The organism is Leisingera sp. S132, assembly GCF_025144465.1.
GTDB lineage: Bacteria > Pseudomonadota > Alphaproteobacteria > Rhodobacterales > Rhodobacteraceae > Leisingera.
In genome coordinates this window covers 1,264,409-1,290,069 of sequence record NZ_CP083553.1, presented here as the reverse complement: position 1 = coordinate 1,290,069, position 25,661 = coordinate 1,264,409, and the positions used below count along the sequence as shown (strand labels likewise).

The 25,661-nt window shown below is 65.2% G+C and carries 26 protein-coding genes; 13 read left to right on the top strand and 13 right to left on the bottom strand.

Annotated features, from left to right (window positions below):
* The first annotated feature begins 1 nt into the window (after window position 1).
* A complete protein-coding gene (locus K3725_RS06295) occupies window positions 2–361 on the top strand; it encodes an iron-sulfur cluster assembly accessory protein (RefSeq protein WP_260017968.1) in 360 nt (119 codons plus the stop codon).
* A gap of 136 nt (window positions 362–497) precedes the next feature.
* Window positions 498–1,247: a triose-phosphate isomerase gene (tpiA, locus tag K3725_RS06290; protein WP_260017967.1), complete on the top strand. Its 750-nt coding sequence runs from the start codon at window positions 498–500 to the stop codon at window positions 1,245–1,247.
* A 178-nt stretch (window positions 1,248–1,425) separates the two neighbouring features.
* Here tpiA and K3725_RS06285 read toward each other — a convergent pair whose 3' ends face one another.
* The 5 genes from K3725_RS06285 to K3725_RS06265 form a co-directional block, all read right to left on the bottom strand.
* Window positions 1,426–2,802 (bottom strand): TRAP transporter large permease, encoded by a 1,377-nt coding sequence (locus tag K3725_RS06285; protein WP_260017966.1) that lies wholly within the window; start codon window positions 2,800–2,802, stop codon window positions 1,426–1,428.
* Window positions 2,802–3,479, bottom strand: a complete 678-nt coding sequence (locus tag K3725_RS06280) for a TRAP transporter small permease (RefSeq protein WP_260017965.1) — start codon at window positions 3,477–3,479, stop codon at window positions 2,802–2,804. Before K3725_RS06280 ends, K3725_RS06285 begins: the two co-directional genes overlap by 1 nt.
* Before the next feature lie 101 nt (window positions 3,480–3,580).
* The gene (locus tag K3725_RS06275; protein WP_260017964.1) at window positions 3,581–4,582 is read right to left on the bottom strand and encodes a DctP family TRAP transporter solute-binding subunit; all 1,002 of its coding nucleotides are present in this window, start codon (window positions 4,580–4,582) and stop codon (window positions 3,581–3,583) included.
* Window positions 4,583–5,275: 693 nt separating this feature from the next.
* Entirely contained in the window at window positions 5,276–6,505 is a 1,230-nt protein-coding gene (locus K3725_RS06270) for a sigma-54 dependent transcriptional regulator (RefSeq protein ID WP_260017963.1), read from the bottom strand.
* Complete coding sequence (locus K3725_RS06265) at window positions 6,502–8,247, bottom strand: ATP-binding protein (RefSeq protein WP_260017962.1); 1,746 nt, start codon at window positions 8,245–8,247, stop codon at window positions 6,502–6,504. The genes K3725_RS06270 and K3725_RS06265 overlap by 4 nt, the downstream gene beginning before the upstream one ends.
* A gap of 59 nt (window positions 8,248–8,306) precedes the next feature.
* Here K3725_RS06265 and K3725_RS06260 point away from each other — a divergent pair, with 59 nt between their 5' ends.
* Window positions 8,307–9,491 carry a cytochrome P450 gene (locus tag K3725_RS06260; RefSeq protein ID WP_260017961.1) on the top strand — a complete coding sequence of 395 codons (1,185 nt, stop codon included), beginning with the start codon at window positions 8,307–8,309 and terminating at the stop codon, window positions 9,489–9,491.
* A gap of 177 nt (window positions 9,492–9,668) precedes the next feature.
* Here the strand turns inward: K3725_RS06260 and K3725_RS06255 are convergent, their stop codons facing one another.
* Window positions 9,669–10,577, bottom strand: coding sequence for a LysR substrate-binding domain-containing protein (locus tag K3725_RS06255; RefSeq protein ID WP_260017960.1), 909 nt, complete (start codon window positions 10,575–10,577; stop codon window positions 9,669–9,671).
* Window positions 10,578–10,682: 105 nt separating this feature from the next.
* Between K3725_RS06255 and K3725_RS06250 the strand changes: the two genes are divergently transcribed.
* On the top strand, window positions 10,683–10,964 hold the full coding sequence (locus tag K3725_RS06250; protein WP_260017959.1) for a hypothetical protein: 282 nt from the start codon (window positions 10,683–10,685) through the stop codon (window positions 10,962–10,964).
* 39 nt (window positions 10,965–11,003) lie between these two features.
* On the opposite strand, the gene K3725_RS06245 is transcribed toward K3725_RS06250, so the two are convergent.
* On the bottom strand, window positions 11,004–11,471 hold the full coding sequence (locus K3725_RS06245; protein ID WP_174144948.1) for an Lrp/AsnC family transcriptional regulator: 468 nt from the start codon (window positions 11,469–11,471) through the stop codon (window positions 11,004–11,006).
* A gap of 209 nt (window positions 11,472–11,680) precedes the next feature.
* Between K3725_RS06245 and cobA the strand changes: the two genes are divergently transcribed.
* The 7 genes from cobA (at window position 11,681) to K3725_RS06210 (ending at window position 17,241) form a co-directional block, all read left to right on the top strand.
* Window positions 11,681–12,436: a uroporphyrinogen-III C-methyltransferase gene (gene cobA, locus K3725_RS06240; protein ID WP_260018577.1), complete on the top strand. Its 756-nt coding sequence runs from the start codon at window positions 11,681–11,683 to the stop codon at window positions 12,434–12,436.
* Window positions 12,436–12,744, top strand: a complete 309-nt coding sequence (locus K3725_RS06235; protein WP_260017958.1) for a DUF2849 domain-containing protein — start codon at window positions 12,436–12,438, stop codon at window positions 12,742–12,744. Before cobA ends, K3725_RS06235 begins: the two co-directional genes overlap by 1 nt.
* The gene (locus K3725_RS06230; RefSeq protein WP_260017957.1) at window positions 12,737–14,401 is read left to right on the top strand and encodes a nitrite/sulfite reductase; all 1,665 of its coding nucleotides are present in this window, start codon (window positions 12,737–12,739) and stop codon (window positions 14,399–14,401) included. Before K3725_RS06235 ends, K3725_RS06230 begins: the two co-directional genes overlap by 8 nt.
* Window positions 14,402–14,405: 4 nt before the next feature.
* Window positions 14,406–15,167 carry a phosphoadenylyl-sulfate reductase gene (locus tag K3725_RS06225; RefSeq protein ID WP_260017956.1) on the top strand — a complete coding sequence of 254 codons (762 nt, stop codon included), beginning with the start codon at window positions 14,406–14,408 and terminating at the stop codon, window positions 15,165–15,167.
* Window positions 15,168–15,172: 5 nt separating this feature from the next.
* A complete protein-coding gene (locus K3725_RS06220; protein WP_260017955.1) occupies window positions 15,173–15,568 on the top strand; it encodes a DUF934 domain-containing protein in 396 nt (131 codons plus the stop codon).
* A gap of 141 nt (window positions 15,569–15,709) precedes the next feature.
* Window positions 15,710–16,576, top strand: coding sequence for a ferredoxin--NADP reductase (locus tag K3725_RS06215; protein ID WP_260017954.1), 867 nt, complete (start codon window positions 15,710–15,712; stop codon window positions 16,574–16,576).
* Window positions 16,577–16,710: 134 nt separating this feature from the next.
* On the top strand, window positions 16,711–17,241 hold the full coding sequence (locus K3725_RS06210) for a hypothetical protein (RefSeq protein ID WP_260017953.1): 531 nt from the start codon (window positions 16,711–16,713) through the stop codon (window positions 17,239–17,241).
* 94 nt (window positions 17,242–17,335) lie between these two features.
* Here K3725_RS06210 and K3725_RS06205 read toward each other — a convergent pair whose 3' ends face one another.
* Entirely contained in the window at window positions 17,336–17,905 is a 570-nt protein-coding gene (locus K3725_RS06205; RefSeq protein ID WP_260017952.1) for a hypothetical protein, read from the bottom strand.
* A gap of 372 nt (window positions 17,906–18,277) precedes the next feature.
* On the opposite strand from K3725_RS06205, the gene infC reads away from it, so the two are divergent.
* Both infC and K3725_RS06195 read left to right on the top strand, forming a co-directional pair.
* Window positions 18,278–18,826 carry a translation initiation factor IF-3 gene (infC, locus tag K3725_RS06200; RefSeq protein WP_260018576.1) on the top strand — a complete coding sequence of 183 codons (549 nt, stop codon included), beginning with the start codon at window positions 18,278–18,280 and terminating at the stop codon, window positions 18,824–18,826.
* A gap of 128 nt (window positions 18,827–18,954) precedes the next feature.
* On the top strand, window positions 18,955–19,593 hold the full coding sequence (locus K3725_RS06195) for a methyl-accepting chemotaxis protein (protein WP_260017951.1): 639 nt from the start codon (window positions 18,955–18,957) through the stop codon (window positions 19,591–19,593).
* 54 nt (window positions 19,594–19,647) lie between these two features.
* Here K3725_RS06195 and K3725_RS06190 read toward each other — a convergent pair whose 3' ends face one another.
* The 5 genes from K3725_RS06190 to K3725_RS06170 all read right to left on the bottom strand — a co-directional run bounded on the left by K3725_RS06190 (window position 19,648) and on the right by K3725_RS06170 (window position 25,612).
* The gene (locus K3725_RS06190; protein ID WP_260017950.1) at window positions 19,648–20,436 is read right to left on the bottom strand and encodes a xanthine dehydrogenase family protein subunit M; all 789 of its coding nucleotides are present in this window, start codon (window positions 20,434–20,436) and stop codon (window positions 19,648–19,650) included.
* Window positions 20,437–20,522: 86 nt separating this feature from the next.
* Window positions 20,523–22,886 carry a xanthine dehydrogenase family protein molybdopterin-binding subunit gene (locus tag K3725_RS06185; protein ID WP_260017949.1) on the bottom strand — a complete coding sequence of 788 codons (2,364 nt, stop codon included), beginning with the start codon at window positions 22,884–22,886 and terminating at the stop codon, window positions 20,523–20,525.
* Between the two features lie 98 nt (window positions 22,887–22,984).
* Window positions 22,985–23,470, bottom strand: coding sequence for a (2Fe-2S)-binding protein (locus K3725_RS06180; protein ID WP_260017948.1), 486 nt, complete (start codon window positions 23,468–23,470; stop codon window positions 22,985–22,987).
* 163 nt (window positions 23,471–23,633) lie between these two features.
* Window positions 23,634–24,635, bottom strand: coding sequence for a molybdopterin-binding protein (locus K3725_RS06175; protein ID WP_260017947.1), 1,002 nt, complete (start codon window positions 24,633–24,635; stop codon window positions 23,634–23,636).
* On the bottom strand, window positions 24,632–25,612 hold the full coding sequence (locus K3725_RS06170; protein WP_409201590.1) for an XdhC family protein: 981 nt from the start codon (window positions 25,610–25,612) through the stop codon (window positions 24,632–24,634). Before K3725_RS06170 ends, K3725_RS06175 begins: the two co-directional genes overlap by 4 nt.
* Window positions 25,613–25,661 lie beyond the last annotated feature (49 nt).

The following is a 25,661-nucleotide window of genomic DNA, read 5'->3' as shown; positions in this document are numbered from 1 at the left end:
CATGTTCGGCATTCCCGGCAAACAGGCGGTGACCATGACGCCCAAGGCTGCGGCCCAGATCGCCAAACTGATGGCCAAGGACGGCCATGCCGGCCTGCGCATCGGCGTCAAGAAAGGCGGCTGCGCGGGCATGGAATACACCATGGAATACGTCGACGCGCCCGACGCCAATGACGAGGTCGTGGAACAGGACGGCGCCCGCATCCTGATCGCGCCGATGGCGCAGATGTTCCTGTTCGGCACCGAAATCGACTATGAGGTGACGCTGCTGGAAAGCGGCTTCAAGTTCAACAACCCGAACGTCTCCGAGGCCTGCGGCTGCGGCGAGTCGATCTCGTTCAAGGAAATACCCGGCGCCTGACACCGGTCAGGGCAGCAAAGGTAACAGGGCGGGTCTTTCCCGCCCTTTTTGCTACGCTGAACCGGGCGCAAGCGAATTGCACGAACCTGCCGCCGGTGCTACCAGTCACGCCCAAACAGCACAATCGGAGGCACCCATGCGGCGCAAACTGGCAGCAGGCAACTGGAAAATGAACGGCACCGGCGCAGGCCTCGCCGAACTGGCGGCTCTGGCGGAAAGCCACGGCAGCCCCTCTGCCGACATCCTGATCTGCCCGCCCGCAACCCTGCTGTCGCGTGCCGCAGACACCGCCCGGGGCAGCGCCGTTGCCATCGGCGGCCAGGACTGCCACGCAAACGCCTCTGGCGCCCACACCGGCGATCTGTCGGCTGCGATGCTCAAGGACGCAGGCGCCTCCGCCGTGATCCTCGGCCACTCCGAACGCCGCGCCGACCATGCAGAGACCGACGCCCAGGTCTGCGCCAAGGCCGAAGCCGCCATCGGCGAGGGCCTCATTGCGGTGATCTGCATCGGCGAGACCCTGGCAGAGCGCGAGGCCGGCGACACCCTCAAGGTGGCAGGCACCCAGCTTGCAGGCTCCGTTCCGGCCTCCAGCACTGGCGCCAATACCGTGATCGCTTATGAGCCGGTCTGGGCCATCGGTACCGGCAAGGTACCCACCCTGGAACAGATCGCCGAAGTGCACGATTTCCTGCGCGCAGAACTCACCGCCCGCTTCGGGGCGGAAACCGCAAACAGCATCCGCCTGCTCTACGGCGGCTCGGTCAAACCGTCGAACGCTTCGGAAATCTTTGCTGTCTCCAACGTCGACGGCGCGCTGGTGGGCGGCGCCAGCCTCAAGGCCGCGGATTTCTCCCCGATCATCAGCGCTTTGGAAAACAGCTGACATTCCGCTGCGGCGCTGACCCCGGGATTGAGTATTTCCAGAAAGATGAAACTCCGGCAGCTTTCATCTTTCCTCAAATACTCCGGGGTGAATTGGCCCGAAGGGACAAGAGGGGCAGCGCCCCTGCCCTGAAACGAAAACGCCCCGGCTCTCCGGGGCGTTTCTTTTTGGCTTAAAGCTACTTTGTTATGATTTCCGGCCCCATCACCGCATTTGGCAGCACCGTCGACAGCCACGGCACATAGGTGATCAGGATCAGGAACACGAACAAGACCGCCAGGAACGGCAGCGCCGCGCGCACCACCCCCATCATCGGCATCCCCGCCACACCAGAGGTCACGAACAGGTTCAGGCCAACCGGCGGGGTGATCATGCCGATCTCCATGTTGACCACCATGATGATGCCCAGGTGGATCGGGTCGATGCCCAGCTCGATGGCAATCGGGAACACCAAGGGCGCCACGATCACCAGCAGGCCCGAAGGCTCCATGAACTGGCCGCCAATCAGCAGGATCACGTTGACGACGATCAGGAACATCACCGGGCCAAAGCCCGCGGACAGCATCGCATTGGCAATATGCTGCGGCACTTGTTCGTCCGTCAGCACATGCTTCAGGATCAGCGCATTGGCGATCACGAACAGCAGTGTCACAGTCAGCTTTCCCGCCTCGAACAGCGTGTGCCTGGTGTCGCTGTGGAAGAACGCCGTCACCAGCGCATAAGGCTTCTGGATCAGCGGCGTCTTGGCCTCACCCTCGCCGTTCGACAGCGGCCCCATGTCCTTGTAGACAAACGAGGCGATCAGGAAGGCATAGACCGCCGCCACCGCTGCGGCCTCAGTCGGCGTGAAGATGCCGCCATAGATGCCGCCCAGGATGATCACGATCAGGAACAGCCCCCAGCCGGCCTCGCGGCCCGAGGTGATGATCTCGCCCCAGCCCTTCCACTCGCCCTTGGGCAGGTTCTTGACCTTGGCCATCACATAGATCGTGACCATCAGGAACAGACCAGCCAGCAGGCCCGGAATGACACCGGCCAGGAACATCCGTCCAACGGAGACCTCAACCGCCGCCGCATAGACCACCATCACGATTGACGGCGGGATCAGGATACCGAGCGTCCCTGCGTTGCAGATAACGCCGGCCGCGAACTCCTTGGTGTAGCCCACCTGCCGCATGCCCGCGATCACGATGGAGCCGATCGCCACCACGGTCGCGGGCGACGACCCGGACAGCGCGGCAAACAGCATACAGGCAAAGACACCCGCAATCGCCAAACCGCCCGGCAGATGGCCGACGCAAGCGATGGAGAAACGGATGATCCGCCGCGCCACGCCGCCCGTTGTCATGAAGCTGGACGCCAGGATGAAGAACGGGATCGCCAGCAGGGTGAAATGCCCCTCGAAGGCTTCAAACAGCGTGCCCGCAACAGACGCCAGCGAGCTGTCGGAATAGATCAGCAGAAAGATGGTCGAGCTGAGGCCCAGGGACACCGCAATCGGCACCCCGATCAGCAGCAGGCCGATCACCATCGCAAAGAGGATTACCACTTCCATCAGTCATGCTCCCCGCGCCGCGCCTGCACTTCTGCAATTTCATCTTCGACCTCATGGCTGGCGACCAGCCGGTCGGCCTCGCCGCGGGCAATCTGGAACGCCGCCTGGATGAAGCGGAACACCAGAAGCAGCATCGACACCGGCAGCACCACATATGGCACCACCTTCGGCAGTTTTTCGTAGGAGTCGCCGTAATTGATCAGGTCCTCCAGGAACTTGAACACCGCGACCATCGGCACGTCCTGCACCTCATAGAAGCTCTGGCTGCGCGCCTTCATGTCCAGCCCGGTCGGAAACCAGCGGCCCGAAGTGGGCGGCAGGTCGGCAAACACCGCCCAGTAGTCATAGGCGCCCTTCAGCAAGAGCAGCGAAAACACGATGCAGCAGGCAGCCGCAAACAGCCCGACGGCGCGGCGCGCGCCAGGGGCCAGCATGTTGACGATGGCATCAACGCCCAGATGCGCATGGGTCTTCACTGCATAAGACGCCCCCAGCAGCACCAGCCAGGCAAACAGGAACACGGTCAGTTCCAGTGCCCATAGAATGTTGGAATTGAACACGAAGCGCGCGATCACATTGGCGAAGGTAATCGCCGTCATCAGCCCCAGCAGAAGCGCGATCAGGGTTTCTTCGAGTGAATTGATAAGCCCGCTCGGGCCGGTTCTGGACCCCGCCATGGCTGCCTCCCAAGTTTTGCGGAAAGAAGGGGTGCAGGCGGCGGATCCCCGCGCCGCCTGCGGTCACGGGGCGCCCGCGCAGGGCACCCCGGAGGTGGCCTTTAGAGGCCTGCGTTGATGGCTTGCGCCGCGTCAATCTTCTCCTGGCCGACGTCGCCTGCGAATTTCTCCCATACGGGTTTCATCGCCTCGACCCAGGCCGCGCGCTGCTCGGGCGTCAGTTCGCGCACCACGCCGCCGGCGTCGATGATCGCCTGGCGTGCTTCGCCGTTCACCTTGGTCGACTCGGCGTTGCGGGTGGCAGTCACCTCGTTCAGGATGGTCAGGAACTGGTCGCGCACTGCCGGATCCAGGCTGTCCAGCCAGTCAACGGAGGTCACCACCAGGTAATCCAGCGCGCCATGGTTGGTCTCGGTGATGCCGTCCTGCACCTCAAAGAACTTCTTGCCGTAGATGTTGGACCAGGTGTTTTCCTGCCCGTCGACAACACCCTGCTGCAGCGCGCCGTACACTTCGGAAAACGCCATTTTCTGCGGGCTGCCGCCGATTGCTTCCATCTGCGCCACCAGCACGTCAGAGGACTGCACGCGGAACTTCAGCCCGTTGGCATCCGACGGCTCGACCAGCGGCTTGTTGGCGGACATCTGCTTCATGCCGTTGTGCCAGTAGCCCAGCCCCTGCAGGCCGCGGCGCTGCATCGAGTTCAGCATCTCCTGGCCGGTCTCGGACGCCTGGAAGGCATCCACGGCTTCGATGTTCTTGAACATGAACGGCAGGTCGAACAGGCGGAACTGCTTGGTGAACTTCTCGAACTTCGAGAGCGACGGTGCTGCCAGCTGCACGTCGCCCTGCAGCATCGCTTCCAGCACCTTGTTGTCATTGTACAGCGTGGAGTTCGGATAGACCTCCATGCACATGGTGCCGTTCATTTCCTCGTTCACGCGCTTTTCCAGCAGCGCTGCGGCGATGCCCTTGGGATGCTTGTCGGTGTTGGTGACGTGGCTGAACTTCACCACGATCTCGCCGTCGTCACAGGCAGCGCTTGCGGCGCCTGCGGAAACGGCCAGAGCCAATGCGGTGGCGGCAGTTGTCAGGAATTTCATGGTTTTTCCTCCCAGAAAAATCGTCTGTAAATCCGATGGTGCACTCAGCGCAGGGCTGAGGCCTGGCAAGAGCATCCCAAGTTGCGGAAAACCGCTCAACAATTGATTCGAGAATCATCATTCCACGAGATTCTCCGCGTCTTTGCATGAGCTTACGGGGCACATCAAAGACGCGTCAGCAGCGCCTGCCAAAAGCTGTGCGAAATCCCGCACAGGGCAATTCCAGCTTTGTGCGGAATTCCGCACAAATGTTAGCGCCAGACAAGTGCTCCGGGAATCGCAACCCGCTTCATCTTTCCCCAAATACTCCAGTCCCATTGCCCGTCAGGCGGCTATGCCGCCGGGAGGGGAGGCTCCCGGCCTCTCCCATAACGCCCCGGCCCGGGGTGTTGCGCACCCGCCGTACGCACCGCTTGCCGCTCCTTAACCCGGGCTTGCGATACTCATTCCCGTCGCGACACCGGTGCGGACTGACACCCCGCACCACCAGGAGATCACAGGGCCCCCGAGACCATCTCTTCATCGGGTTCAGGGGCGTCCCGCACCGAAGGCTTCAGCGGACACGGGGGCTTGCGACCCCCGGCCTCCCTCCGCCCATGGCCCCACCCGGGGCTTCCCGGCGGCGCCGCCTCCTTAACGTCCCCCGGCCCAAACGCCGGACCGGACAAACCGCAAGGCTCCAGCCCAGCGCCCTCAGCGGCGGTAATCCTCGGGCCGGATGCCATAGCGGGCCAGCTTATCGTAGAACGTCTTGCGCGGCAGCTTCAGGGCTTCGGCGGCCGCAGCCGCGCGCCCGTTGGCGCGGCCCAGCGCCGCGATCAGCAGCGAGCGTTCCACCTGCGCCATCTGCTCTGCCAGCCCCAGCCCTGCCGCCGCGGCAGCCTCTTCCGGCATTCCCAGCACAAACCGCATCGCCGCCGACATCAATGATCTCGCATTGCCCGGCCAGTCCTGCGCCATCAGCGCCGCCAGATGGTCCTGCGAAATCTCCGGCGGATCGATCCCCGCCTGCTCTGCCGCCTGCGCCACGTAATGGCGGAACAGCACTGGAATGTCGCCCGGCCGCTCCGCCAGCGAGGGGATCCGCACCCGCATCACGTCCAGCCTGTAAAACAGGTCGGCACTGAACCCGCCCGCTTCCGCCCTGCCCGCCAGATCAGCGCTGGACCCCGCGATGATCCGCACACCGCCGCCCTGCTCCAGCTGCGCCAGCAGCGCGTATTGCGCCGCCTCCGGCAGCGCCTGCACTTCATCCAGAAACAGCGAGCCGCCCGCTGCTTCCCGACACAGCTCCGCAACAGTTTCCGCCTCCAGCCCGGCGGCAGTGCGTTTCACAAACGGCCCCTGGCCCGCGGGCGACATCAGGTGGATGACCTCCGCCACCTTGGAAATGCCGCTGCCCGGCGCCCCGGTGACCAGCACCTCCGCGCCGGTCGGCGCAACCGCCCGCACCCGCTGGCGCATTTCCTTGGCCTGCGGCGAGGTTCCGAACAGCAGACGCGCAGCCGGGTCGCCGGTTTCCAGCTGGTGCTTCAGCCGCCGGTTCTCCAGCACCAGCGCCCGGGTCTTAAGCGCACGCTCCAGCACCGGCAGGAAATCGGCGGGCGCGCAGGGTTTCTCCAGGAAATCAAAGGCGCCCTGCGACATCGCCTTCACCGCCATCGGAATGTCGCCTTCGCCGGTCAGCAGCACCACGGGCAGTTCCTCATCCATGCCGCGGGCATAGTCCAGCAGGTGAAACCCGTCCCGCCCCGGCATCCGGATGTCCGACACGATGATGCCGCCGAACGCCGGGGTAATGTGATCCTTGGCCGCCACAAACGACCCGCAGACCACCACCTCAAGATCGTTCAGCTCCAGCGTCTGCGCCAGCGCTTCGCGCACCGCCGCGTCGTCATCCACCAAGAGCACCTTGCGGATCATGCAGCGTCTCCCTTCTTCTCGTCATCCTCGCGCCACGGTTCCAGCTCCACCGTGAACACCGCGCCCCCGCCAGTATTGGCGCCGCGGATATTGCCGCCAAAGCTCTGCACCAGACCGTAAGAGATCGACAGCCCCAGCCCCATGCCCTCTGAGCTGCCCACGGCCTTGGTGGAATAGAACGGATCGAACATCTTTTCCGGCTCCTGGATGCCGGGACCGCTGTCCTGCACCCGCACCTGCAGCCGCGGCCCGGTGCCGACAGAGATCGAGATCACCTTCTCCACCTGCCCCTGCATCGCATCGGCGGCATTGTTGATCAGGTTCACAAAGACCTGCGTCAGCCGCACCTCGCCGCCCCACGCATGGACTGGTCCGCCGCAGTCTGCCGCATTCCAGCGCAAGTCAATCTGGTCCGCCTTCAGCCGCGGTGCGGTCAGCTCCACCGCGGTGCCGATCACCTGCACCAGATCCACCCGCCCCATCGGCTCGCTCTCGTTGCGGGCAAAGGCGCGCAGATTCTTGATGATCCGCGCCATCCGCGCCGCCATATCGGCAATCCGGCCCAGGTTCTCGCCGGTCCGCTCCGCCTTGCCGCGCTCCAGGAAGGCAGCGCCGTTCTCGGCATATTGCTGGATTGCCATCAGAGGCTGGTTCAGCTCGTGGCTGATGCCCGCCGACATCTGGCCCAGCGCCGACAGCTTGCCCGCCTGCACCAGCTCCTGCTGCGCCCGCTTCAGGGCCGCTTCGGCCTCCTCGCGCTCGCGCACTTCGCGGCGCAATTGCGTGTTGGCCGCCGACAGGTCGCGGGTGCGCTGCGCGACCCGGGTTTCCAGCACCGCGTTGGCCTCAGCCAGGGTGCGCCGCCGCTCCATCACGATGAACAGCATCGCCCCGAACGCCAGGCACACCGCCGCCAGCGCTGCCGCCTGCAGCAGCGCGATCCGCCGGGCCGGCGCCACATCCACCAGAATCTCCCCGGTCATCCCAATGAGCGGCAGATCCACCGACAGATGCAGCGCCTGCGCAGGCAGATAGGGGCTGCCCTGCACGGTCCAGATCTCATGCCCGGCGTGGAAATCCCGGTCTGTCACACTTGGGCTCTGTCCCTCCGCGCCGCGCCGCCAGAACAGCAGCTCCGCCCGGTTGGAAATGAACACCTCACCGCTTTGACTGCTGAAGTACACGGCAGGCAGCGAACCGCGCCAGGTCTGTTCCACGTCATTCACATCCGCCGCCACAACCAGCGCCCCGCGCACACCGCCGGGCTGGAACACCGGCGCGGCATAGAAATACGCCCGCCGCCCGTCCTGCCGCAAAACCGCGTGGCCGGTGCCCATGGCCCCCTGCATGGCGCGGATGAAATAGGCCTGGTCCGCCACCTGCGGCCCGGAAATCCCCTCGGCCGCCGCCAGCACCCGCCCGTCCGCGGCAGCAAAGAACACATCCAGCGCCGCGGTCTTGTCGGCGACCGCGCGCAGCAAGTCTGCCGCCGCCGCCCGCGCCGCGGGCGAGGACAAATCCGCCAGTGCCGGATGCTCCGCCGTCAGCACCGCCAGCTCCTGATAAACCTGCAGCTGGGTGCTGACCCGGTCCGAGGCCAGCGCCAGATCCGCCGCGCTGCGCTCTGCCAGGCTGTTCAGCGCCTGGCGGTAGCCATAGGACCAGACCGCAAGCGCCAGGGCCGCCACGGCCAGAAGGAACCCGGCAGGCAGGCTCCAGCGAAGATAATGCTGTGTTTTCATTGCGGCACGTTATCAAAGCGCCCCTTGCATTGACCAGACGCAACGGCAACAACCGGTGTATGAAGACTTTAAGCCAATCCCCCACCGATCCCGCCTTTGTGCAGGACCCCTACGCCTTTTATGCGGCGGCCCGGGACCAGGGCCAGCTGCACCATTGGCAGGACTACGGCATGGTGGCCGCCTTTGGCCATGCCGCCGTGCATATGCTGCTGCGCGACCGCCGCTTCGGCCGCGAAGTTCCGGAAGAGCTGCGCAGGCCCGGCCCTGCCCATCTCGCCCCCTTCCTGGCGGTCGAGGCGCATTCCATGCTGGATGCCGAGCCGCCCCGCCACACCCGCCTGCGCAAGCTGGTGCTGCGCGCCTTCACCTCGCGCGGGATTGCAGAGCTGGAACCTGGTATCGAGGCGCTGTGCCACCAGCTGATCGACGCCTTTCCGGATCAGCCCTTTGACCTGCTAGGGGCCTATTGCACCCAGGTTCCGGTGGTGACCATCTGCCGCCTGCTGGGGGTGCCGGAAGAGATGGGCGCCAACCTGGTGGACTGGTCGCACAAGATCGTGGCGATGTATCAGGCGGCGCGCACGGAAGAGACTGAACACGCCGCGGCGCAGGCATCGCAGGAGTTCACGGATTTCCTGCGCGGCTACATTGACAGCCGCCGCAACGACCCGCGGGACGACCTGATCACCCGGCTGATCGCAGCCGAGGAAGAAGGCGACACGCTTTCAACGGATGAGCTGATCGGCACCTGTGTCCTGCTGCTGAACGCCGGCCATGAGGCCACCGTGCATTCGCTGGGCAACGGTGTGAAGACCATGCTGCAGCAGGGCTGGCAGCCGGACTGGCTGGCACCGGAGGGGATCGAGGGGCTGGTCGAGGAAATCCTGCGCTTTGATCCGCCGCTGCATATGTTCACACGCTACGCCTACGAGGAAGCGGAGGTCTTCGGCCACACCTTCCAGCGCGGCGACCAGGTGGCGCTGCTGCTGGGCGCCGCCAACCGGGACGCATCGGTGCTGGACGATGCGGACGTGTTCGACCCAACCCGTCCGCCAAAGGTGAACAAGAGTTTCGGCGGCGGCCTGCATTTCTGCGTCGGCGCGCCGCTGGCGCGGCTGGAAATGCAGATCGCCCTGCCCATTCTGTTCGACCGCTGCCCCGGCCTGAAACTGGCGGCAGAGCCGGAATACTCAAACACCTACCACTTCCACGGGCTCACCCGGCTGATGGTCACCCGCACCTGACGCAACAGGGCGCTCCCGCCCGCGCAGCGGGGATCACAGATCCCCTTGCCCGGTTGGGCCAGGCGCCGCTGACGCGGCGCGCGCCCTTTTTCACCTTTGGCAAAATACTCCGGGGGTGAGGCGCCCCGGCGCCGAGGGGGCAGCGCCCCCTCCCCCCTTCCGCGTCTTGCCGGGATGTTACTCCGGCAAGACCGGCAGGGCCGCCATGCCGGGACTGTTCAGCAGCCACTCCCGGAACGCGGCCACCTTGGGGTCATACCATTTCTGCCGGTCGCCGATCAGCGCATAGGACCCTTGCGGGGTGGCGCAGGCCATATCCGGGAAGGGCAGCACCAGATCGCCCCGTTCCAGTTCATCGCGGCACAGGACCAGGTCGGCCATCACCACGCCGGTCCCGATCACCGCCGCGCGGGTGGCCATGTCGAGGTTCGGGAAGACCTCGCCGCTGGCCGGGTCCACCCCGTCCACTCCGAAGTGCTGCAGCCACGTTGCCCAATCCTGGCGGCGCGGAGTTTCGTGCAACAGCCTGAGACCCGCCAGTGCCGAAGGACCGTCCGCAAGCGCAGGCAGCAGCGATGGCGCGCAGGCCGGTGAGAGGATCATGCCGAACAGCGGCATGACCTCGATATCCGCAGGCCGTCCCGGGATGTTTTCCAGCGATATGCCAAGATCGTATTCCGACCGTTCAAATCCTTTACTGCCATAAAAGTCGGTGGCCAGCCGCAGCGTGATCTCCGGATGCGTGGCGCGGAACAGCTCCAATTGCGGCAGCAGCCAGCGCAACGACAGGGTCGGCGGGCAGATCACCCGCAGCTCCGAGGCATCCGCCGCGATCCGCTCCACCTCCTGCAGCATCTTCGCAAAGGCCTCTGTCAGCACCGGATAGAGCCGCCGCCCCGCCTCCGTCAGCGCCACCCCGCGGGCCCCCCTGTGAAACAGCTGCACGCCGATGTGGTCCTCCAGGATCTTCACCTGGCGGCTGATCGCGCCGCGGGTCACGAACAGCTCCTCCGCGGCAGCAATGAAGCCCTCGTGGCGGGCGGCAGCTTCAAAGGCGCGCAAGGCATTGAGGGGCGGCAGGCGCATCAGTTCACCATGGGTCAGTTTTCCTGATCCAGGGTGGAGATTAACTGGTTTGCGCGCAAGCCCCCTCCGCCCCTATCTCTCAAATGCCAGAACGGAGGAACAGCCATGACTTCAAATTGCGAAACGGCCGGCATCCGGCCCCGCCGGACCCTGGCCCGCAACGTGTTTGGCTGGATAGCAGGCCTGACGGGGCTGAGAAAAACTGAGCCTTTTACAAACGCGCCCCGGAAAACGGTCCGCGTGCCGCGCCGCGACATGGAGCGGCTGTCGGAGATTTCTCCGCACCTGCTGGCCGATATCGGGGTCGTGCCCGCAGGCACGGCTGAGGACACATCGCCCTGGCGGCTGCAAGACGGGCGCCACCTGCTGCTGCGCCCGCCTCTGTGACATTCAGGTGCGGCCTGCCGGCCGCCGCCGCGCGTGCCCTCAGCTGCCCAGCGGCAGCATGGTTGTCGACTTGATCTCCTCCATCGACAAAAGCGCGGTCACATTGTGCACCTTCACCTCTGAGATCAGCGCCTGGTAGAACACATCATAGGCGCGCGCGTTCTGCACCCGCACCTTGAGGATATAATCGATGTCCCCCGCCAGCCGGTGCGCCTCCTGCACCTCCGGGCGTTCCTGCAGTGCCTTCAGGAACTTGGCCTGCCATTCCGCCTCATGCTCCGAGGTGCGGATGAGGACAAAGAAACAGGCCTCAAACCCCAGCGCCTCCGGATCCAGCAGCACTGTCTGCTGGCCGATCACCCCGGCCTCCTTCAGCTTGCGGATGCGATTCCACACCGGGGTCTTGGAAGACCCCACCCGGCGGGCTATTTCATCCAGCGACTGGCTGGCGTCGCGCTGCAGCTCAGCCAGAATTTTCCGGTCCGTGCCGTCGATCCGCACCGTCATTCCTGTTTTCTCCTTTTGTGAGGACCAACCGGCCCGATGTCCCGCCGCGGCAAAACCAATGTTCTTATTTCCCCGCCCATATAGCGCAATACCGGGAATATTTCCTATATCTACCCTCAAGTCAAACACGCACAGAGGGTACAGGAATGTCCGCACCATCGACACATGCTGCCAACGCCGCCACTCAGACCCGTGGCAGCATGGACTGTATGGTTGCGGGTCAGGTGTGCTTTGCGGGCTCCGGCCCCGGCGATGCAGAGCTGCTGACCCTGAAAGCCCTGCGCGCGCTGCAAGCCGCCGACGTGATTCTGCACGACCGTCTGGTGAGCGATGAAATTCTCGCGCTGGCGGGCCCTCAGGCGGTGCTGGAAGACGCAGGCAAGGAAGGTTTTGGTGCTCAGGTTTCTCAGGCGGACATCAACACCCGTCTGGTGGAGCTGGCCAAGCAGGGCAAGAAGGTGCTGCGGCTGAAAGGCGGCGATCCGGCGATCTTTGCCCGTCTGGATGAGGAGCTGACCGCCTGCGAGGAAGCGGGCATCATCTACAGCATCATCCCCGGCATCACCGCCGCCTCTGCCGCCGTGGCCGCCATCGGCCAGAGCCTGACCCAGCGCGGCCGCAATACCTCGGTCCGCTTCCTGACCGGCCATGCGATGACCGGCTTTGCCGATCACGACTGGGCTGCGCTGGCGCGCCCGGGCGAGGTGGCCGCCGTCTACATGGGCAAGAAATCCGCCCGCTTTGTGCAGGGCCGCCTGATTATGCATGGCGCCGACCGCGCAACGCCGGTGACCATTGTCGAAAACGCCTCGCGCCCCGGTCAGCGGGTGCTGGAAACCACACTGGACCGCCTGCCCGCCGACCTGGATGCGGCTGGTTTCGGCGGCCCTGCCCTCACATTCCTGGGTCTTGCCCCGCGCCAGGCGGCGGCAGCCCTGAACGATCTCAAAACGGAGCTTGCATAATGGCCCGCGCCTTTACGCCCAAAGTCATCACCGCCAACGACCTGCTCGAGGGCGACGTGATCTATTTCACCGCCGACGACACCTGGACCCGCGAGCTGTCGGAGGCTGAGCTGATCACCGACGAGGCAGACGCCCAGCTGCGCCTTCTGGAAGCGGAGAAGCAGAACATCCGGATCGTCGGCGCCTATCTGGCCGACGCCAAGGCCGGCCCGAACGGGCCCGAGCCGACCCACTTCCGCGAGGAATTCCGCCGCACCGGACCCTCGAACTACTTCCACGGCAAACAGGAGGCTGAAGCCAATGTATAAGTACAATGAATTCGACGAAGCCTTCCTGGCCGAACGCAACGCCCAGTTCCGCGCCCAGGTCGAGCGCCGCATCGACGGCTCGCTTACCGAGGACGAGTTCAAGCCGCTGCGCCTGATGAACGGCGTCTACCTGCAGCTGCATGCCTATATGCTGCGGGTCGCGATCCCCTATGGCACCCTGAACCCGAACCAGATGCGCACCCTGGCGCTGCTGGGTGAGAAGTGGGACAAGGGCTACGGCCATTTCACCACCCGCCAGAACATCCAGTACAACTGGCCCAAGCTGCGCGACCTGCCGGACATGCTGGACGCACTGGGTGAGGTCGGGCTGCACGCCATCCAGACCTCGGGCAACACCATCCGCAACACCACCGCCGACCATTTCGCCGGTGCCGCCGCGGATGAGCTGACCGACCCCCGCCCCTATGCTGAGCTGATCCGCCAGTGGTCCACCGACCACCCGGAATTCCAGTTCCTGGGCCGCAAGTTCAAGATTGCCATCACCGGCAGCAGCGCCGACCGCGCTGTGATCAAGGCGCATGACGTGGGCCTGCAGGTGGTGGAGCAGGACGGCAAGATCGGCTTCAAGGTCATCGTCGGCGGCGGCCTGGGCCGGACCCCGATGATCGGCCAGGTGCTGCGCGAGTTCCTGCCGCAGGCGGATCTGCTGCCCTATCTGGAGTCGGTTCTGACCGTCTACAACGTGCTGGGCCGCCGTGACAACAAGTACAAGGCGCGCATCAAGATCACCGTCTCCGAGAACGGCATCGACACCTACCGCGCGATGACCGAGGAAGCCTTTATGGCGATCCGCGGCCAGTACGACGGCACCGACCAAGAGCTGCTGGAAGAGATCAAGACGCATTTCCAGGCGCCGGAGTTCCGCGCCGCCCCGACCGATGCGTTCGACGCGGCCTATGAAAACGACCCGGTGTTCCGCGCCTGGGCCGACACCAACCTGCACGCGCACCGCGCCGAAGGCCACGCCATCGCCACCATCTCGATTAAGGCGCATGGGGCAACCCCGGGCGACGCAACGGCGGAGCAGATGCGGGTGATGGCCGATCTGGCCGAGCAGTACGGCTATGGCGAGCTGCGCATCAGCCACCAGCAGAACGTGATCCTGCCGCATGTCCACAAGAATGATCTGCCGGCAATCCACGCCAAGCTGAAAGAGCATGGCCTGGCCACTGCCAACATCGGCCTGATCTCGGACATCATCGCCTGCCCGGGCATGGACTACTGCGCGCTGGCGACCGCCCGCTCGATCCCGGTCGCGCAGGAGATTGCAACCCGCTTTGACGAACTGAAGATGGAGCACGATATCGGCCATCTGCAGATCAAGATCTCGGGCTGCATCAACGCCTGCGGCCACCACCATGTTGCCCATATCGGCATCCTGGGCCTGGACCGCGCCGGTGTCGAAAACTACCAGATCACCCTGGGCGGCGACGCCACCGAAACGGCTGCCATCGGCACCCGCACCGGCCCCGGCTTTGCCTATGACGAAATCGTTCCCGCCGTGGAGCGCATCGTCGAGGTCTACATGGCCCAGCGTGAGAGCGCCGAGGAGACCTTCCTCGAAACCTACCGCCGGATCGGTATGGAGCCGTTCAAGGCAGCACTGTACCCCGAGGCTCAGAAAAAGGTCGCCTGATCTGATGTTCCATACAGCCGGAAACAAGCCCGCCGGAGAAGCCGAACTTCTCCGGGACCGGGAGCTGGCCGCCAAGGCGGAAGCGCTCAATGCGCGCTACCGCCACCATTCGGCCACCTCGGTGATGGAGGGCGCTTTGCGGGACGCAGGGCACATCGCCCTGGTCTCCTCTTTCGGCGCGGAATCCGTGGTGCTCCTGCATATGGCCGCGATCATCGACCCGATGACGCCGGTTGTGTTCGTGGACACCGAACTGCTGTTCACCGAGACGCTGATCTATCAGCAGGAAGTGAGCGAGCGGCTGGGCCTGCGCAATGTGCGCATCATCCGCGCCGACGACATCGCCGAGAAAGACCCCTATGGGGCCCTCAAGTTCAGCGACAAGGACGCCTGCTGCACGCTGCGCAAGACCGTGCCGCTGCAGAAAGCGCTGGCGAACTATGATGGCTGGATCACAGGCCGCAAACGGTTCCAGTCGGGCACCCGTGCCGCGCTGGAGTTCTTCGAGGTCGAGGAAGGCACCGGCCGGCTCAAGATCAACCCGCTGGCCCACTGGGCGCCCGAGGACGTGCGCGCCTATATGGATGAAAACCGCCTGCCCCGCCATCCGCTGGTGGCCAAGGGATACCCGTCGATCGGCTGCGCGCCCTGCACCAGCCCGGTCAAGGAAGGCGAAGACCCGCGCGCCGGCCGGTGGCGCGGCGAGAACAAAGAAGAATGCGGCATCCACGTGGTGGACGGCCAATTTGTACGCACAGGAGCGTGAGTGAGATGACTGTTATCGTGACCGACACCGGCTTTGCCGCCGACGACTGGACCGGCGGCTTTGAGGGCAGCAACGTGCTGGAGCTGGCCTCCGACGCCAATCTGAACAACGTGCCGCTGGACGGGGTTGAACTGGTGCGGATCAGCTTCCCCAGCTTTGCCGACGGCCGCGGCTTTACCCTGGCCCGCCAGCTGCGGCTGAAGGGGTATCAGGGCCGTCTGCGCGCCTTTGGCCATGTGATTGCCGACCAGTACGCCATGGCCCGCCGTTCCGGCTTTGACGAGGTGGAGCTGAGCGACGACCTCGCCGCCCGCCAGCCCGAGGACCAGTGGCTGGCCCGCGCCAACTGGAAAGACCACAGCTATCAGGCCCGCCTGCGCGGCAGCACCGCTGCCCGCTGAGCCAGCCCCTTAACCCGGGACACTCCCTGAAACCGGCTCCGTTGCGTCAGACGCGGGGCCGGTTTCGCAAAACAGGGGGTTTTCCTGACCTGTATCAAAGACTAATCAGAGGTGCCGGCTACTCCTCCGGCAGTGGACCCGATGAATGAGATGACACCCGTGACCGACACTGCAACCGACCCGAAACCGGCCAAAGCCGTGCCGGCCCTGCCCGATGCGCAGACCGTGACCCAGGTGAAACACTGGACCGACCGGCTGTTCTCCTTCCGCTGCACCCGCCCGGCATCCCTGCGGTTCCGCTCCGGCGAGTTCGTGATGATCGGCCTGATGAATGACCCGGACCCCAAGACCGGCAAGCAGAAGCCGCTGTTGCGCGCCTATTCCATCGCGTCGCCCTCTTGGGACGAGGAAATGGAGTTCTACTCGATCAAGGTGCAGGACGGCCCGCTGACCTCCAAGCTGCAGCACATCAAGGAAGGCGACGAGATCATCCTGCGCCCCAAGCCCGTCGGCACCCTGGTGCATGACGCGCTGGTTCCGGGCAAGCGGATCTGGTTCTTTGCCACCGGCACCGGCTTTGCGCCCTTTGCCTCGCTGCTGCGCGAGCCGGAAACCTACGAGAAATTCGACGAGGTGATCATCACCCACACCTGCCGCGAAGCGGGTGAGCTGACCTATGGTGCTGAGCTGATCGAGAGCCTGAAGGACGACGAGCTCCTGAATGAGGTGATCGGCGAAGGCTTCTGGAAGAAGATCAAGTATTACCCGACCACCACCCGCGAAGAGAGCCCCAAGATGGGCCGCATCACCGACCTGATGCGCTCCGGCGAGGCCTTTGCCGATCTCGGCGTGCCGCCGCTGAACCCGGAAAGCGACCGCGCGATGATCTGCGGCAACCTGGCCTTCAACCTGGAGCTCAAGGACCTCTTTGAGAACACCTATGGGCTGGAAGAAGGCGCCAACTCCAAGCCTGCGCATTTCGTGGTGGAAAAGGCGTTCCTGGACTGATCCCGGGCCGGGCCGCCCGGCGGGCTGCCCGAATTTTGACACTGTTTTGACGGGAGGCTGCCGCCTCCCGTTTATCTTTTGTTGGTGATGAATCGGTATTTCTGCTGCTGAGATCCAGAATGGAGCAGCAGCAGATGCACAACGAAACGGCCCCCGGGCAGGCGCCCGTCTTTCAGTCCGTCAGAACCGAAGCAGGCAAGGCGCGCGTCCGCGCCGCCCTCACCGGCTTCCAGAACCGCCCCGACCCGGTGCAGCCGCCGCTGCAGGACAGGATTGCCGCCATCAAGGCCCGTTTCGACCTGCGCGCTATGACACCGCAGGACATCGACCAGATGTTCGACGCGCTGGTGCAGGAAGGCCAGCCGATGACCGCGCCGATGCTGCTTTTGAACTCGATGGGCGACCGCTTCCGCAGCCATCTGGCGGGCCTCACCGGCAAGGACTACGACGGCGGCAAGGCGCTGGACCTGATCGCGGTGGCGCAGCTGCAGATCCAGCGCGCCCGCAAGCAGGGCGGCGCCAGCGGCGGCTGGGAGAGCTTCCTGACGTTCCTGGCACCGCAATCGCCGGCAGACCATCCCGCGGCCCAGGCCCCGCTGCAGCATATGGCGCGCCTTGCCCAGCAGGCCCAGGCGCACACTCACGCGCAACCGAGGCCGCACTGATCCGGCAGATGCAGCGCTGACCAATGCTGGAATGGAAAAGGCGGCCGGAATGTCCCGGCCGCCTCTCCTTTTTCTGCAAATGCGGCGGGCGCAATCACTCGCTGGCGGTTGCGGCCTCATCAGCGGTGCCGGTTGCGGCAGTGCCGGACTGGTTCAGCAGCTCCTCAGCGGCAGAGGTGGCGCTGTCCAGCGCTTCGCTGGCGGCGTCCTGGGTGGCGTCAGCCGCGCCCGCCGCCGCATCCGCAGCGCTGTCAGCCGCGCCTGTTGCGGTGTCCACCGCGCTGTCAGCCGCAGCGGCCGCTGCATCTGCTGCAGTGCCGGTGGCGTTCCCAGCCGCTTCACCCGCGCTGTCCAGCGCATCGCCCACGGTTTCGGTCACCGCCTCTGCGGCTTCGTTCACCGCATCCTGCGCAGCCTCGACAGCGGCACCTGCCGCCTCGGCGCCAGCCTCAACGGCCTCTTCGACCGCTTCGGCAGCCTCCTGGGCCGCTTCCTCTGCTGCAGCTGCCGGCTCTTCCGAGGTCACCGGCGCGGTGCTGCTCTGCTCTTCCTGCACCGTCGGCGCTTCAGCCGGGACCGGCTCCTGCGTGTCCTGGCGGCTGACCACCACATAGGCCCCAACGGCCGCGGCACCCAGCGCCAGCACGATCAACAACTGTTTCATAGATCTCTCTCCTCACTCCTGCCGGCCCGCCTGGGCCGGGGCCGCAGCTGGTGCGGCATCTGCCTGCCAGATGGCGATGCGCGGGGCGCAGCTCAAGGGGGAAGTTTGCGCCAGGCGCGTCACGGGCGGGCGGGCGCCGCCCTGGCGGCGCGAAACTGGCGGAAGGCCGCCGCAACCGCGCCTTTTCAGATTGTTGCGCCGCACCTCTCAGCCGCCGCCACCCGCCGGTTTCACGCCTGTTTTCCAAGCCTTTTGCAACATGCGGCCTTGAAAAGCGCCTTTCCTGCCGCCATACCGCCCATAACGCTTGAATCACACGCGCGGGGGCAGTAGCGTTCCCGCACTTTTTGCAATGACAGAAGGATCGCAGTCATAGCCCGCAGACCTCATAACGCGCCGCCGCAACGCGACACCGGCCCGCGCGTCAACGAAAAAATCCGTGCCCCCGAAATCCGCCTGATCGGCGCCGATGGCGAAAACGTCGGGGTTGTGCACCCGGCCAAAGCCATGGACATGGCGGCAGAGGCCGGACTTGATCTGGTTGAAATCTCGCCCAACGCCACCCCGCCCGTGTGCAAGATCATGGACTTCGGCAAGTTCAAGTATGAACAGCAGAAGCGCGAGAGCGAAGCCCGCAAGAAGCAGAAGATCATCGAGGTCAAAGAGGTCAAGTTCCGTCCCAACACGGACACCCATGACTACGATGTGAAGATGCGCAATGTCGTCAAGTTCCTGGAGAACGGCGACAAGGTGAAGGTCACCCTGCGCTTCCGCGGCCGTGAAATGGCGCACCAGAACCTTGGCCGCGAGCTGCTGGAGCGGGTTGCCGAGGACACCAAGGAAATCGGCAAGGTCGAGAACTTCCCCAAGATGGAAGGCCGCCAGATGATCATGCTGATCGGGCCGCTCGCCAAGAAATAAGCCCGCGCACCGCTGGTGCCAGGCACAGCCCCGCAGGCCGCCGCCTGCGGGGCTTTTCTTTTGCTTCGGTTAGCGGTGCCTTAACGCCTGCCCGCTATACCGGAGCCATCCCCAGTGAAGGCAGACGCATGACCAGCTTGACCGACGTTCAGAACACCGCCTTCATGGCCATCGGCCCCAGCCGCATCGCCGCGCTGTCGCTGCTGGCCCTGGCGCAGGCGCCTCAGGATGCGGACGGCAGCGGCGCTGACGGCGTTCTGGCGCTGTCGGTGCAGCGGATTTGCGCCGCGCATGACATGCTCGGCGGCGGGCTGGACGCCTTGCTGGCGGAGTGCAGCTATGCCCTGCCCGCTGAACTGGAGACCAAACGCCAGTCCTGTCTTGAAATGCTGGTGCCGCTGCATCGCGCCGTCACGGCCGCCGAGGGCGAAGCACTGGCGCAGGTGCGCGCGGTGCCGGATCTCGCTGCCCTCTGCCTCTACCGGCTGGAACCGGCGGTGTCGGACTTCCTCAAGGACATGGTGCAAACCCTGCGCGAGGCGCAGCAGCAGCGCGAGGAAGACCGCGACGCGCAGATGCGGGCCACCATCGCCACGGCCGAAGGCGTCGGCAAGAACATCAAGTTCATTTCCTTCAATGCCTCGATCGAGGCGGCCCGGATCGGCGACATGGGCAAAGGGTTTGCCGTCATCGCCACCGAAATCCGGGAGCTGTCCGGCAAGACCCAGACCCTGCTGGAAGAGATGTCTGCCTATCTGCGGCACTGAAACGGCAACAGGCACCGGAAACCGGTGCCTGTGCATTCAAGAGCTTGCGGAGGTTCAGCCCGCTGCGGCCACCGCGCGTTTTGTTATCACCCCGACCAGATGGGCGCGGTATTCTTTCGTTCCGTGCAGATCGCCGATCATGCCGCCGGCATCCACGCTGAGCCCATCCAGCGCGTCCGGCGCGAAACCGGCGTCCAGCGCCGCCTCGGCCTCATGCCAGCGGAACACGCCCTCCTCTGACGCGCCGGTGACCGCCACCCGGACGCCCGCCGCATATTTCGCCACAAAGACACCCACAAGCGCAAAACGCGAGGCCGGCTGCAGGAACTTCTGGTAATTGGCCTTCTCCGGCACCGGAAAGCGCACCGCGGTGATGATCTCGCCTTCGTTCAGAGCGGTTTCAAACAACCCTTGAAAATAGTCATCCGCAGCGATCTCGCGGGCGTTGGTCACGATGGTCGCACCGCTCCCGAGCGCCGCCGCCGGATAGCAGGCCGCCGGGTCGTTGTTGGCCAGCGAACCGCCGATGGTGCCGCGGTTTCTGACCGCCGGGTCGCCGATATGGCCGGCCAGATCCGCCAGCGCCGGGTAGGCGCCTGCAGCCCCTTCAGCCACTTCGGCATGGGTGACCGCACCGCCGATGGTCAGCATGCCGCCATTGACGCTCAGCTCCTTCAGCTGCGGAATGCTGCTGAGGGAGACCAGTTTCGACGGCATCGCCAGCCGTTGTTTCAGCGTCGGGATCAGCGTCTGCCCGCCGCCCAGCGCCTGCGCGTCCTCATCCGCCAGCGCGGCCGCGGCCTCGGCGACGGTTGAGGGCTTCTCGAATTCGAATTCATACATTTCGTATCCTTTCTGAAAACCGGCCCGCCGGCTTTCATCTTTCCGAAAATACTCCGGGGGTATGGGGGCAGCGCCCCCATGAGCCCTTACCCGTTCATCGCCGCCCAGACCCGCGCAGGCGACAGCGGCATGTCAATGTGGGTGACGTTCTTGCCGCCCGATTGCAGCGCGTCGATCACCGCGTTGACCACCGCCGGCGGCGAGCCGATGGCGCCGGCCTCGCCGCAGCCCTTCACGCCCAATGGGTTATGAGTGCACGGCGTTTGGCAGGAATGATCCACCTGGTAGAACGGCACGTCATCGGCCCTGGGCATGGCGTAATCCATGAAGGACGCCGACAAGAGCTGGCCGTCCTCATCATAGGCGGCGTTCTCAAGCAATGCCTGGCCGATGCCCTGCCCCAGCCCGCCATGGACCTGGCCGTCAACGATCATCGGGTTGATGATATTGCCAAAGTCATCGGCGGCCGCGAACCGTTCGATTGTCACCTTGCCGGTGTCGGGATCCACCTCCACCTCGCAGGCATAGGCGCCGGCCGGATAGGTGAAGTTTGCGGGGTCATAAAACGCGGTCTCCTCCAGCCCTGGCTCCAGCTCCTCCAGCGGGTAGTTGTGGGGGACATAAGCCGTCAGGCAGACATCGCCCCAGGCCACCGACTTGTCGGTGCCCGCAACGGTGAACTGGCCGTCCTTCAGCTCGATATCGGCGTCCGAGGCCTCCATCAGATGGGCCGCGATCTTCTTGGCCTTGCTGATGATCTTCTCGGTCGCCCGCACCATGGCAGAACCGCAGACCGCGATGGAGCGCGACCCGTAGGTGCCCATGCCGAACGGCACCCGCCCGGTGTCGCCATGCACGATATCGACCATGCTTTCATCGATGCCGATCATGTCGGCCACCACCTGCGGGAAGGTGGTCTCATGCCCCTGCCCGTGCGCATGCGCGCCGACCATCACGCTGATGGAGCCGGTGGCATTGACCCGCACCGTAGCCGCATCATAAAGCCCTGCACGGGCGCCCAGCATGCCGACGATATTGGAGGGGGCGATGCCGCAGGCCTCAATATAGCAATTGACGCCAAAGCCGCGCAGCTTGCCGTTCTTCTCGCTTTCGGCGCGGCGGGCGGCAAAGCCCGCCACGTCGGCTACCTCCTCCAGCTTGTCCATCGTCGCCACGTAATCGCCGGTGTCATAGGTCAGCGCCACCGGGGTTTCATAGGGAAACTCGGTGATGAAGTTCTGGCGGCGCAGCGCAATCGCGTCGGCGCCCAGCTCGCGCGCAGCCTTGTCGATCACCCGCTCCAGCTGATAGGTCGCCTCCGGCCGGCCCGCGCCGCGGTAGGCATCAACCGGCACCGTGTTGGTGAAGACGGTCTTGACGTTCACCTGCACGATGGGCGTCTTGTAGTTGCCGGCCATCAGGGTGCCGTGCAGGTAGCTGGGCACCGAGGTCGAAAACGTCGACAGATACGCGCCCATATTGGCCATCGTGTTGGTGCGCAGCGCGGTGAAGTTGTTGTCTGCATCCAGCGCCAGCTCGATCCTGGTCACATGGTCGCGGCCATGGGCGTCGGAGATGAACGCCTCTGCCCGGGTGGAGGTCCATTTCACCGCCCGCCCGCAGGCCTTGGCGGCGAAGGTGCAGAATGCTTCCTCGGCATAGTGGAAGATCTTGGAGCCGAAACCGCCGCCCACATCCGGCGCGATCACCCGCACCTTGTGTTCCGGCAGGCCCAGCACAAAGGCGCACATCAAGAGGCGGATCACATGCGGGTTCTGGCTGGTGGTGTGGAGCGTGTACTCATCCGTTGCGCGGCTGTAATCGCCGATCGCCACGCGCGGTTCCATCGGGTTGGCGACCAGGCGGTTGTTGACCAGTTCCAGCGTCGTCACATGGGCGGCGCTGTCAAAGGCCGCCTGCACCGCATCGTCGTCCGGGTTTCCAAACACCCAGTCATAACAAAGGTTTGAGGTCAGATCCTCATGCACCTTGGTGGCGCCATCGGCCAGGGCCGCCGCCATATTCACGACCGCGGGCTTGTCGCTCAGATCCAGTTCGATCGCCTCGGCCGCATCGCGGGCCTGTTCCAGCGTGCCGGCCACCACCGCGGCGACGATCTCGCCCACGTGGCGGATCGTGTCATGCGCGATGATCGGGTGGCGGGGCTCCTGCTGCGGATTGCCGTGGCGGTCGGTGACGCCCCAGCCGCAGGGGATGCCGCCCACCTCGGCGAAATCTGCGCCGGTGAAGATCTTCACCACCCCGGGCATCGCCTCAGCCGCGCTGGTGTCGATGGAATTGATGGTCGCATGGGCAACATCCGCGCGCAGGAAATGCACGTATGCCTGTCCGTTCACGTTGATGTCGTCGGTATAGTTTCCGGCTCCTGTCAGGAACCGCACGTCCTCGCGCCGCTTGGGGCTGGCGCCGATACCTTGGTCCTTGGGCATGTCTGGTCTTTCCTCCCTGGAGGGTGCTGCCGTGGCGCACCTCTTTGTCAGTCACTCCTTGTCCGTTTCAGGCCGGGTCCGGCCTGGGCCGTCGCAAATTATTCCGCCGCGATGGACGAAACATCCTGTCCCGAGGCCGCCAGGATCGCCTTGACGATATTGTGGTAGCCGGTGCAGCGGCACAGGTTGCCCTCAAGGTAGTCGCGGATTTCCGCCTCGGTGGGCTTGGGGTTGTCCTTCAGCAGCGCTGCCGCCGACATCACCATGCCCGGCGTGCAGAAGCCGCATTGCAGCCCGTGATGGTCCTGGAACGCCTGCTGGATGGTGTTGAGCGAGCCGTCGGCGTTGGCCTGGCCTTCGATGGTGGCGACCTCGGCCCCCTCGGCCTCTTGCGCCAGCATGGTGCAGGCCTTCACCGCCTTACCGTCCACATGCACAACGCAGGCGCCGCACTGGCTGGTGTCGCAGCCCACATGGGTGCCGGTCAGCCCCAGCTGCTCGCGCAGGAATGATGACAGCAGCGTGCGCCCTTCAACCTCGCCGCTGGCAGCCTTGCCGTTCACGGTCATGGAGACCTTGGCCATAGTACCCTCCCTTTAGCTTGTTTTTGTCTGGCTGACGGGAGTTAAGCACGGGCCGCGCCGTCCGCGAAGTGTTTTCCGGCGGAGCAGAAGTGCAAATTCGCGTCAGCAGCGCTTACCCATGGTTGTGACCTTGCGTCACAAATCCCGCGCTGCAGTGCCGCATTCAGCCTTCTGCATCGCGGCGCGGCATCGGGCGGGTGGGGATTTCCTTCAGCAGCCCGCCCACGCCCATGGCGGCGATATCGGCGGAGGTCACAGGCAGGCCGCAGATCACCCGCTCCAGCACCCAGTCGGCGCCGTTGAGGGCCGGAGACCGCGCGCAGCCCGGCAGGCCGATCACCACCCTGTCCTGATGTGTGCCCAGAAACAGCAGGTTGCCGGGATCCACCGGCATGCCAAAGCGGGTCACGCTGCCGCCCGCGTTGTGCAGGGCCTGAGGCGCCACGTCATGGGCGTCAGAGGTAGCGGAGCCAGTGAGGATCAGCACCAGTTGTCCGGGCGCGTTTAGGATCGCCTCTGCCAGCGCATCCTCCCGGTGCGGGACGACCAGCCGCGGCGACAGGCTGAGACCCATCCGGTGCAGGCGGCCCGCCATTGCGGCGCGACCCTTATCCGGCGGGGTGTCTTCCGTGACCGCCGTTTCGATCAGCGTGGCAGAGGACAGGACCGGCGGCAGCACCCGGATGGCGTCCCCTGCCCCCTCGCTGGCACGGCGGATGGCGTCGGCCGGCACGCCATAGGAAATGATCTTGATCGTGGCCAGCATGCCGTCCGCATCGGCGCGGTGATAGTCCGGCACGGTGGCAACGGTGATCATCGGGTCAACCGCGTTGACACCCTCCAGCTTGTCCCGGTCCAGCCGCACCAGCCCGGCGCCCGTTGCATAGAGATTCACCCGCCCGGTGCCAGCGCCGGAGATGCGGATGCCTTGTGCGGAGGGGTCCGGCACCAGCGCCTTGGCCAGCGCCTCCGCCGCAGCATCCTCGTGCAGGTCGGCGGGATCGAGCCGGGCCACGGTCAGGGTGTCATGGCCAGCGCCGGCGAGATCTGAGAGGTCGTCTGCGCTCAGCACCGTGCCCTTGGCGACCTTACGGCTGGCGCCCAAGAGTGAATGCGCGAGGATGGCGCCCTCGGCGTCTGAAATGGGGACCGGGCCGAACCTCATGGCTGTTTGCCGCGCAGGACGGCGGTCATTTCCGACAGGATCGACACCGCGATTTCCGCCGGGCTGGCGGCGCCGATATCCAGGCCGATGGGGCCGTGGATGCGGTTGATCTGCGTCTCTGTGAAACCTGCATCCTGCATCCGGGCGACGCGGGCGGCGTGGGTTTTCCTGCTGCCCAGCGCGCCGATGTAGAAGACATCCGCCGCCAGTGCCGCCTGCAGTGCCGGGTCGTCCAGTTTCGGATCATGGGTCAAAAGCACCAGCGCGGTGCGGGTGTCGAGGCCGAGTTTTTCGACCGCCTCGTCGGGCCAGTCGTCCATCAGGGTCTCGCCGGGGAACCGTTCGGGGGAAGCGAAGGCCGCGCGCGGGTCGATGATTACCGGATCATAGCCCGCGATCCGCGCCATCGGCACCAGCGCTTGCGTAATATGCACCGCACCGACGCTAACCAGCCGCAGCGGCGGGTTGTGAACGGCCACAAAGGTCTTACCATCCTCTTCCAGACCGGAGCGATCCATGCGCATGCGGTCCGGGTAATCTTTGCGGGTGAGCCGCCGGGCGCCGGTGGCGAGGTTCACCTCATAGGCCACGGGGGTGCGGGCTGCGCGGGCGGCCACCAGATCCTCCAGCAGGTCCCCGGGCAGCGCTGAGCCAACCGGTTCCACCAGCACCTTGATGGTGCCGCCGCAGGCCAGGCCGACGGCAAAGGCGTCTTCGTCGCTGATGCCGAATTCCAGCAGCCGGTGCTGGCCGTCCTGCAGCGCCTCCAGCGCCTCAACCACCACCGCGCCCTCGACACAGCCGCCGGAGACGGATCCTTCGATCTGCCCGGTGCCAGACACCACCAGCTGCGATCCGGTGCGGCGCGGGGCGGAGCCCCAGGTCTGCACAACAGTGGCCAGCACAGCGCCGGTGCCGGAATGGTGCCAGTCCTGCGCGGTCTCCGGGGCGTGCTCAAACGGGGTCATGGATTGCATTGGCGGGCCTTAAGGGTTGCGGCGGGAGATGTTGTCAAAATCGGTACTT

Coding starts and splice junctions, on each gene's coding strand:
- K3725_RS06205 (WP_260017952.1), bottom strand. CDS start 17,905: ATGAAACAGTTGTTGATCGTGCTGGCGCTGGGTGCCGCGGCCGTTGGG.
- K3725_RS06195 (WP_260017951.1), top strand. CDS start 18,955: ATGACCAGCTTGACCGACGTTCAGAACACCGCCTTCATGGCCATCGGC.
- K3725_RS06280 (WP_260017965.1), bottom strand. CDS start 3,479: ATGGCGGGGTCCAGAACCGGCCCGAGCGGGCTTATCAATTCACTCGAA.
- K3725_RS06215 (WP_260017954.1), top strand. CDS start 15,710: ATGAATGAGATGACACCCGTGACCGACACTGCAACCGACCCGAAACCG.
- K3725_RS06260 (WP_260017961.1), top strand. CDS start 8,307: ATGAAGACTTTAAGCCAATCCCCCACCGATCCCGCCTTTGTGCAGGAC.
- K3725_RS06220 (WP_260017955.1), top strand. CDS start 15,173: ATGACTGTTATCGTGACCGACACCGGCTTTGCCGCCGACGACTGGACC.
- K3725_RS06255 (WP_260017960.1), bottom strand. CDS start 10,577: ATGCGCCTGCCGCCCCTCAATGCCTTGCGCGCCTTTGAAGCTGCCGCC.
- K3725_RS06250 (WP_260017959.1), top strand. CDS start 10,683: ATGACTTCAAATTGCGAAACGGCCGGCATCCGGCCCCGCCGGACCCTG.
- K3725_RS06190 (WP_260017950.1), bottom strand. CDS start 20,436: ATGTATGAATTCGAATTCGAGAAGCCCTCAACCGTCGCCGAGGCCGCG.
- K3725_RS06225 (WP_260017956.1), top strand. CDS start 14,406: ATGTTCCATACAGCCGGAAACAAGCCCGCCGGAGAAGCCGAACTTCTC.
- K3725_RS06180 (WP_260017948.1), bottom strand. CDS start 23,470: ATGGCCAAGGTCTCCATGACCGTGAACGGCAAGGCTGCCAGCGGCGAG.
- tpiA (WP_260017967.1), top strand. CDS start 498: ATGCGGCGCAAACTGGCAGCAGGCAACTGGAAAATGAACGGCACCGGC.
- K3725_RS06210 (WP_260017953.1), top strand. CDS start 16,711: ATGCACAACGAAACGGCCCCCGGGCAGGCGCCCGTCTTTCAGTCCGTC.
- K3725_RS06285 (WP_260017966.1), bottom strand. CDS start 2,802: ATGGAAGTGGTAATCCTCTTTGCGATGGTGATCGGCCTGCTGCTGATC.
- K3725_RS06185 (WP_260017949.1), bottom strand. CDS start 22,886: ATGCCCAAGGACCAAGGTATCGGCGCCAGCCCCAAGCGGCGCGAGGAC.
- cobA (WP_260018577.1), top strand. CDS start 11,681: ATGGTTGCGGGTCAGGTGTGCTTTGCGGGCTCCGGCCCCGGCGATGCA.
- K3725_RS06230 (WP_260017957.1), top strand. CDS start 12,737: ATGTATAAGTACAATGAATTCGACGAAGCCTTCCTGGCCGAACGCAAC.
- K3725_RS06235 (WP_260017958.1), top strand. CDS start 12,436: ATGGCCCGCGCCTTTACGCCCAAAGTCATCACCGCCAACGACCTGCTC.
- K3725_RS06245 (WP_174144948.1), bottom strand. CDS start 11,471: ATGACGGTGCGGATCGACGGCACGGACCGGAAAATTCTGGCTGAGCTG.
- K3725_RS06275 (WP_260017964.1), bottom strand. CDS start 4,582: ATGAAATTCCTGACAACTGCCGCCACCGCATTGGCTCTGGCCGTTTCC.
- K3725_RS06270 (WP_260017963.1), bottom strand. CDS start 6,505: ATGATCCGCAAGGTGCTCTTGGTGGATGACGACGCGGCGGTGCGCGAA.
- K3725_RS06295 (WP_260017968.1), top strand. CDS start 2: ATGTTCGGCATTCCCGGCAAACAGGCGGTGACCATGACGCCCAAGGCT.
- K3725_RS06170 (WP_409201590.1), bottom strand. CDS start 25,612: ATGCAATCCATGACCCCGTTTGAGCACGCCCCGGAGACCGCGCAGGAC.
- K3725_RS06175 (WP_260017947.1), bottom strand. CDS start 24,635: ATGAGGTTCGGCCCGGTCCCCATTTCAGACGCCGAGGGCGCCATCCTC.
- K3725_RS06265 (WP_260017962.1), bottom strand. CDS start 8,247: ATGAAAACACAGCATTATCTTCGCTGGAGCCTGCCTGCCGGGTTCCTT.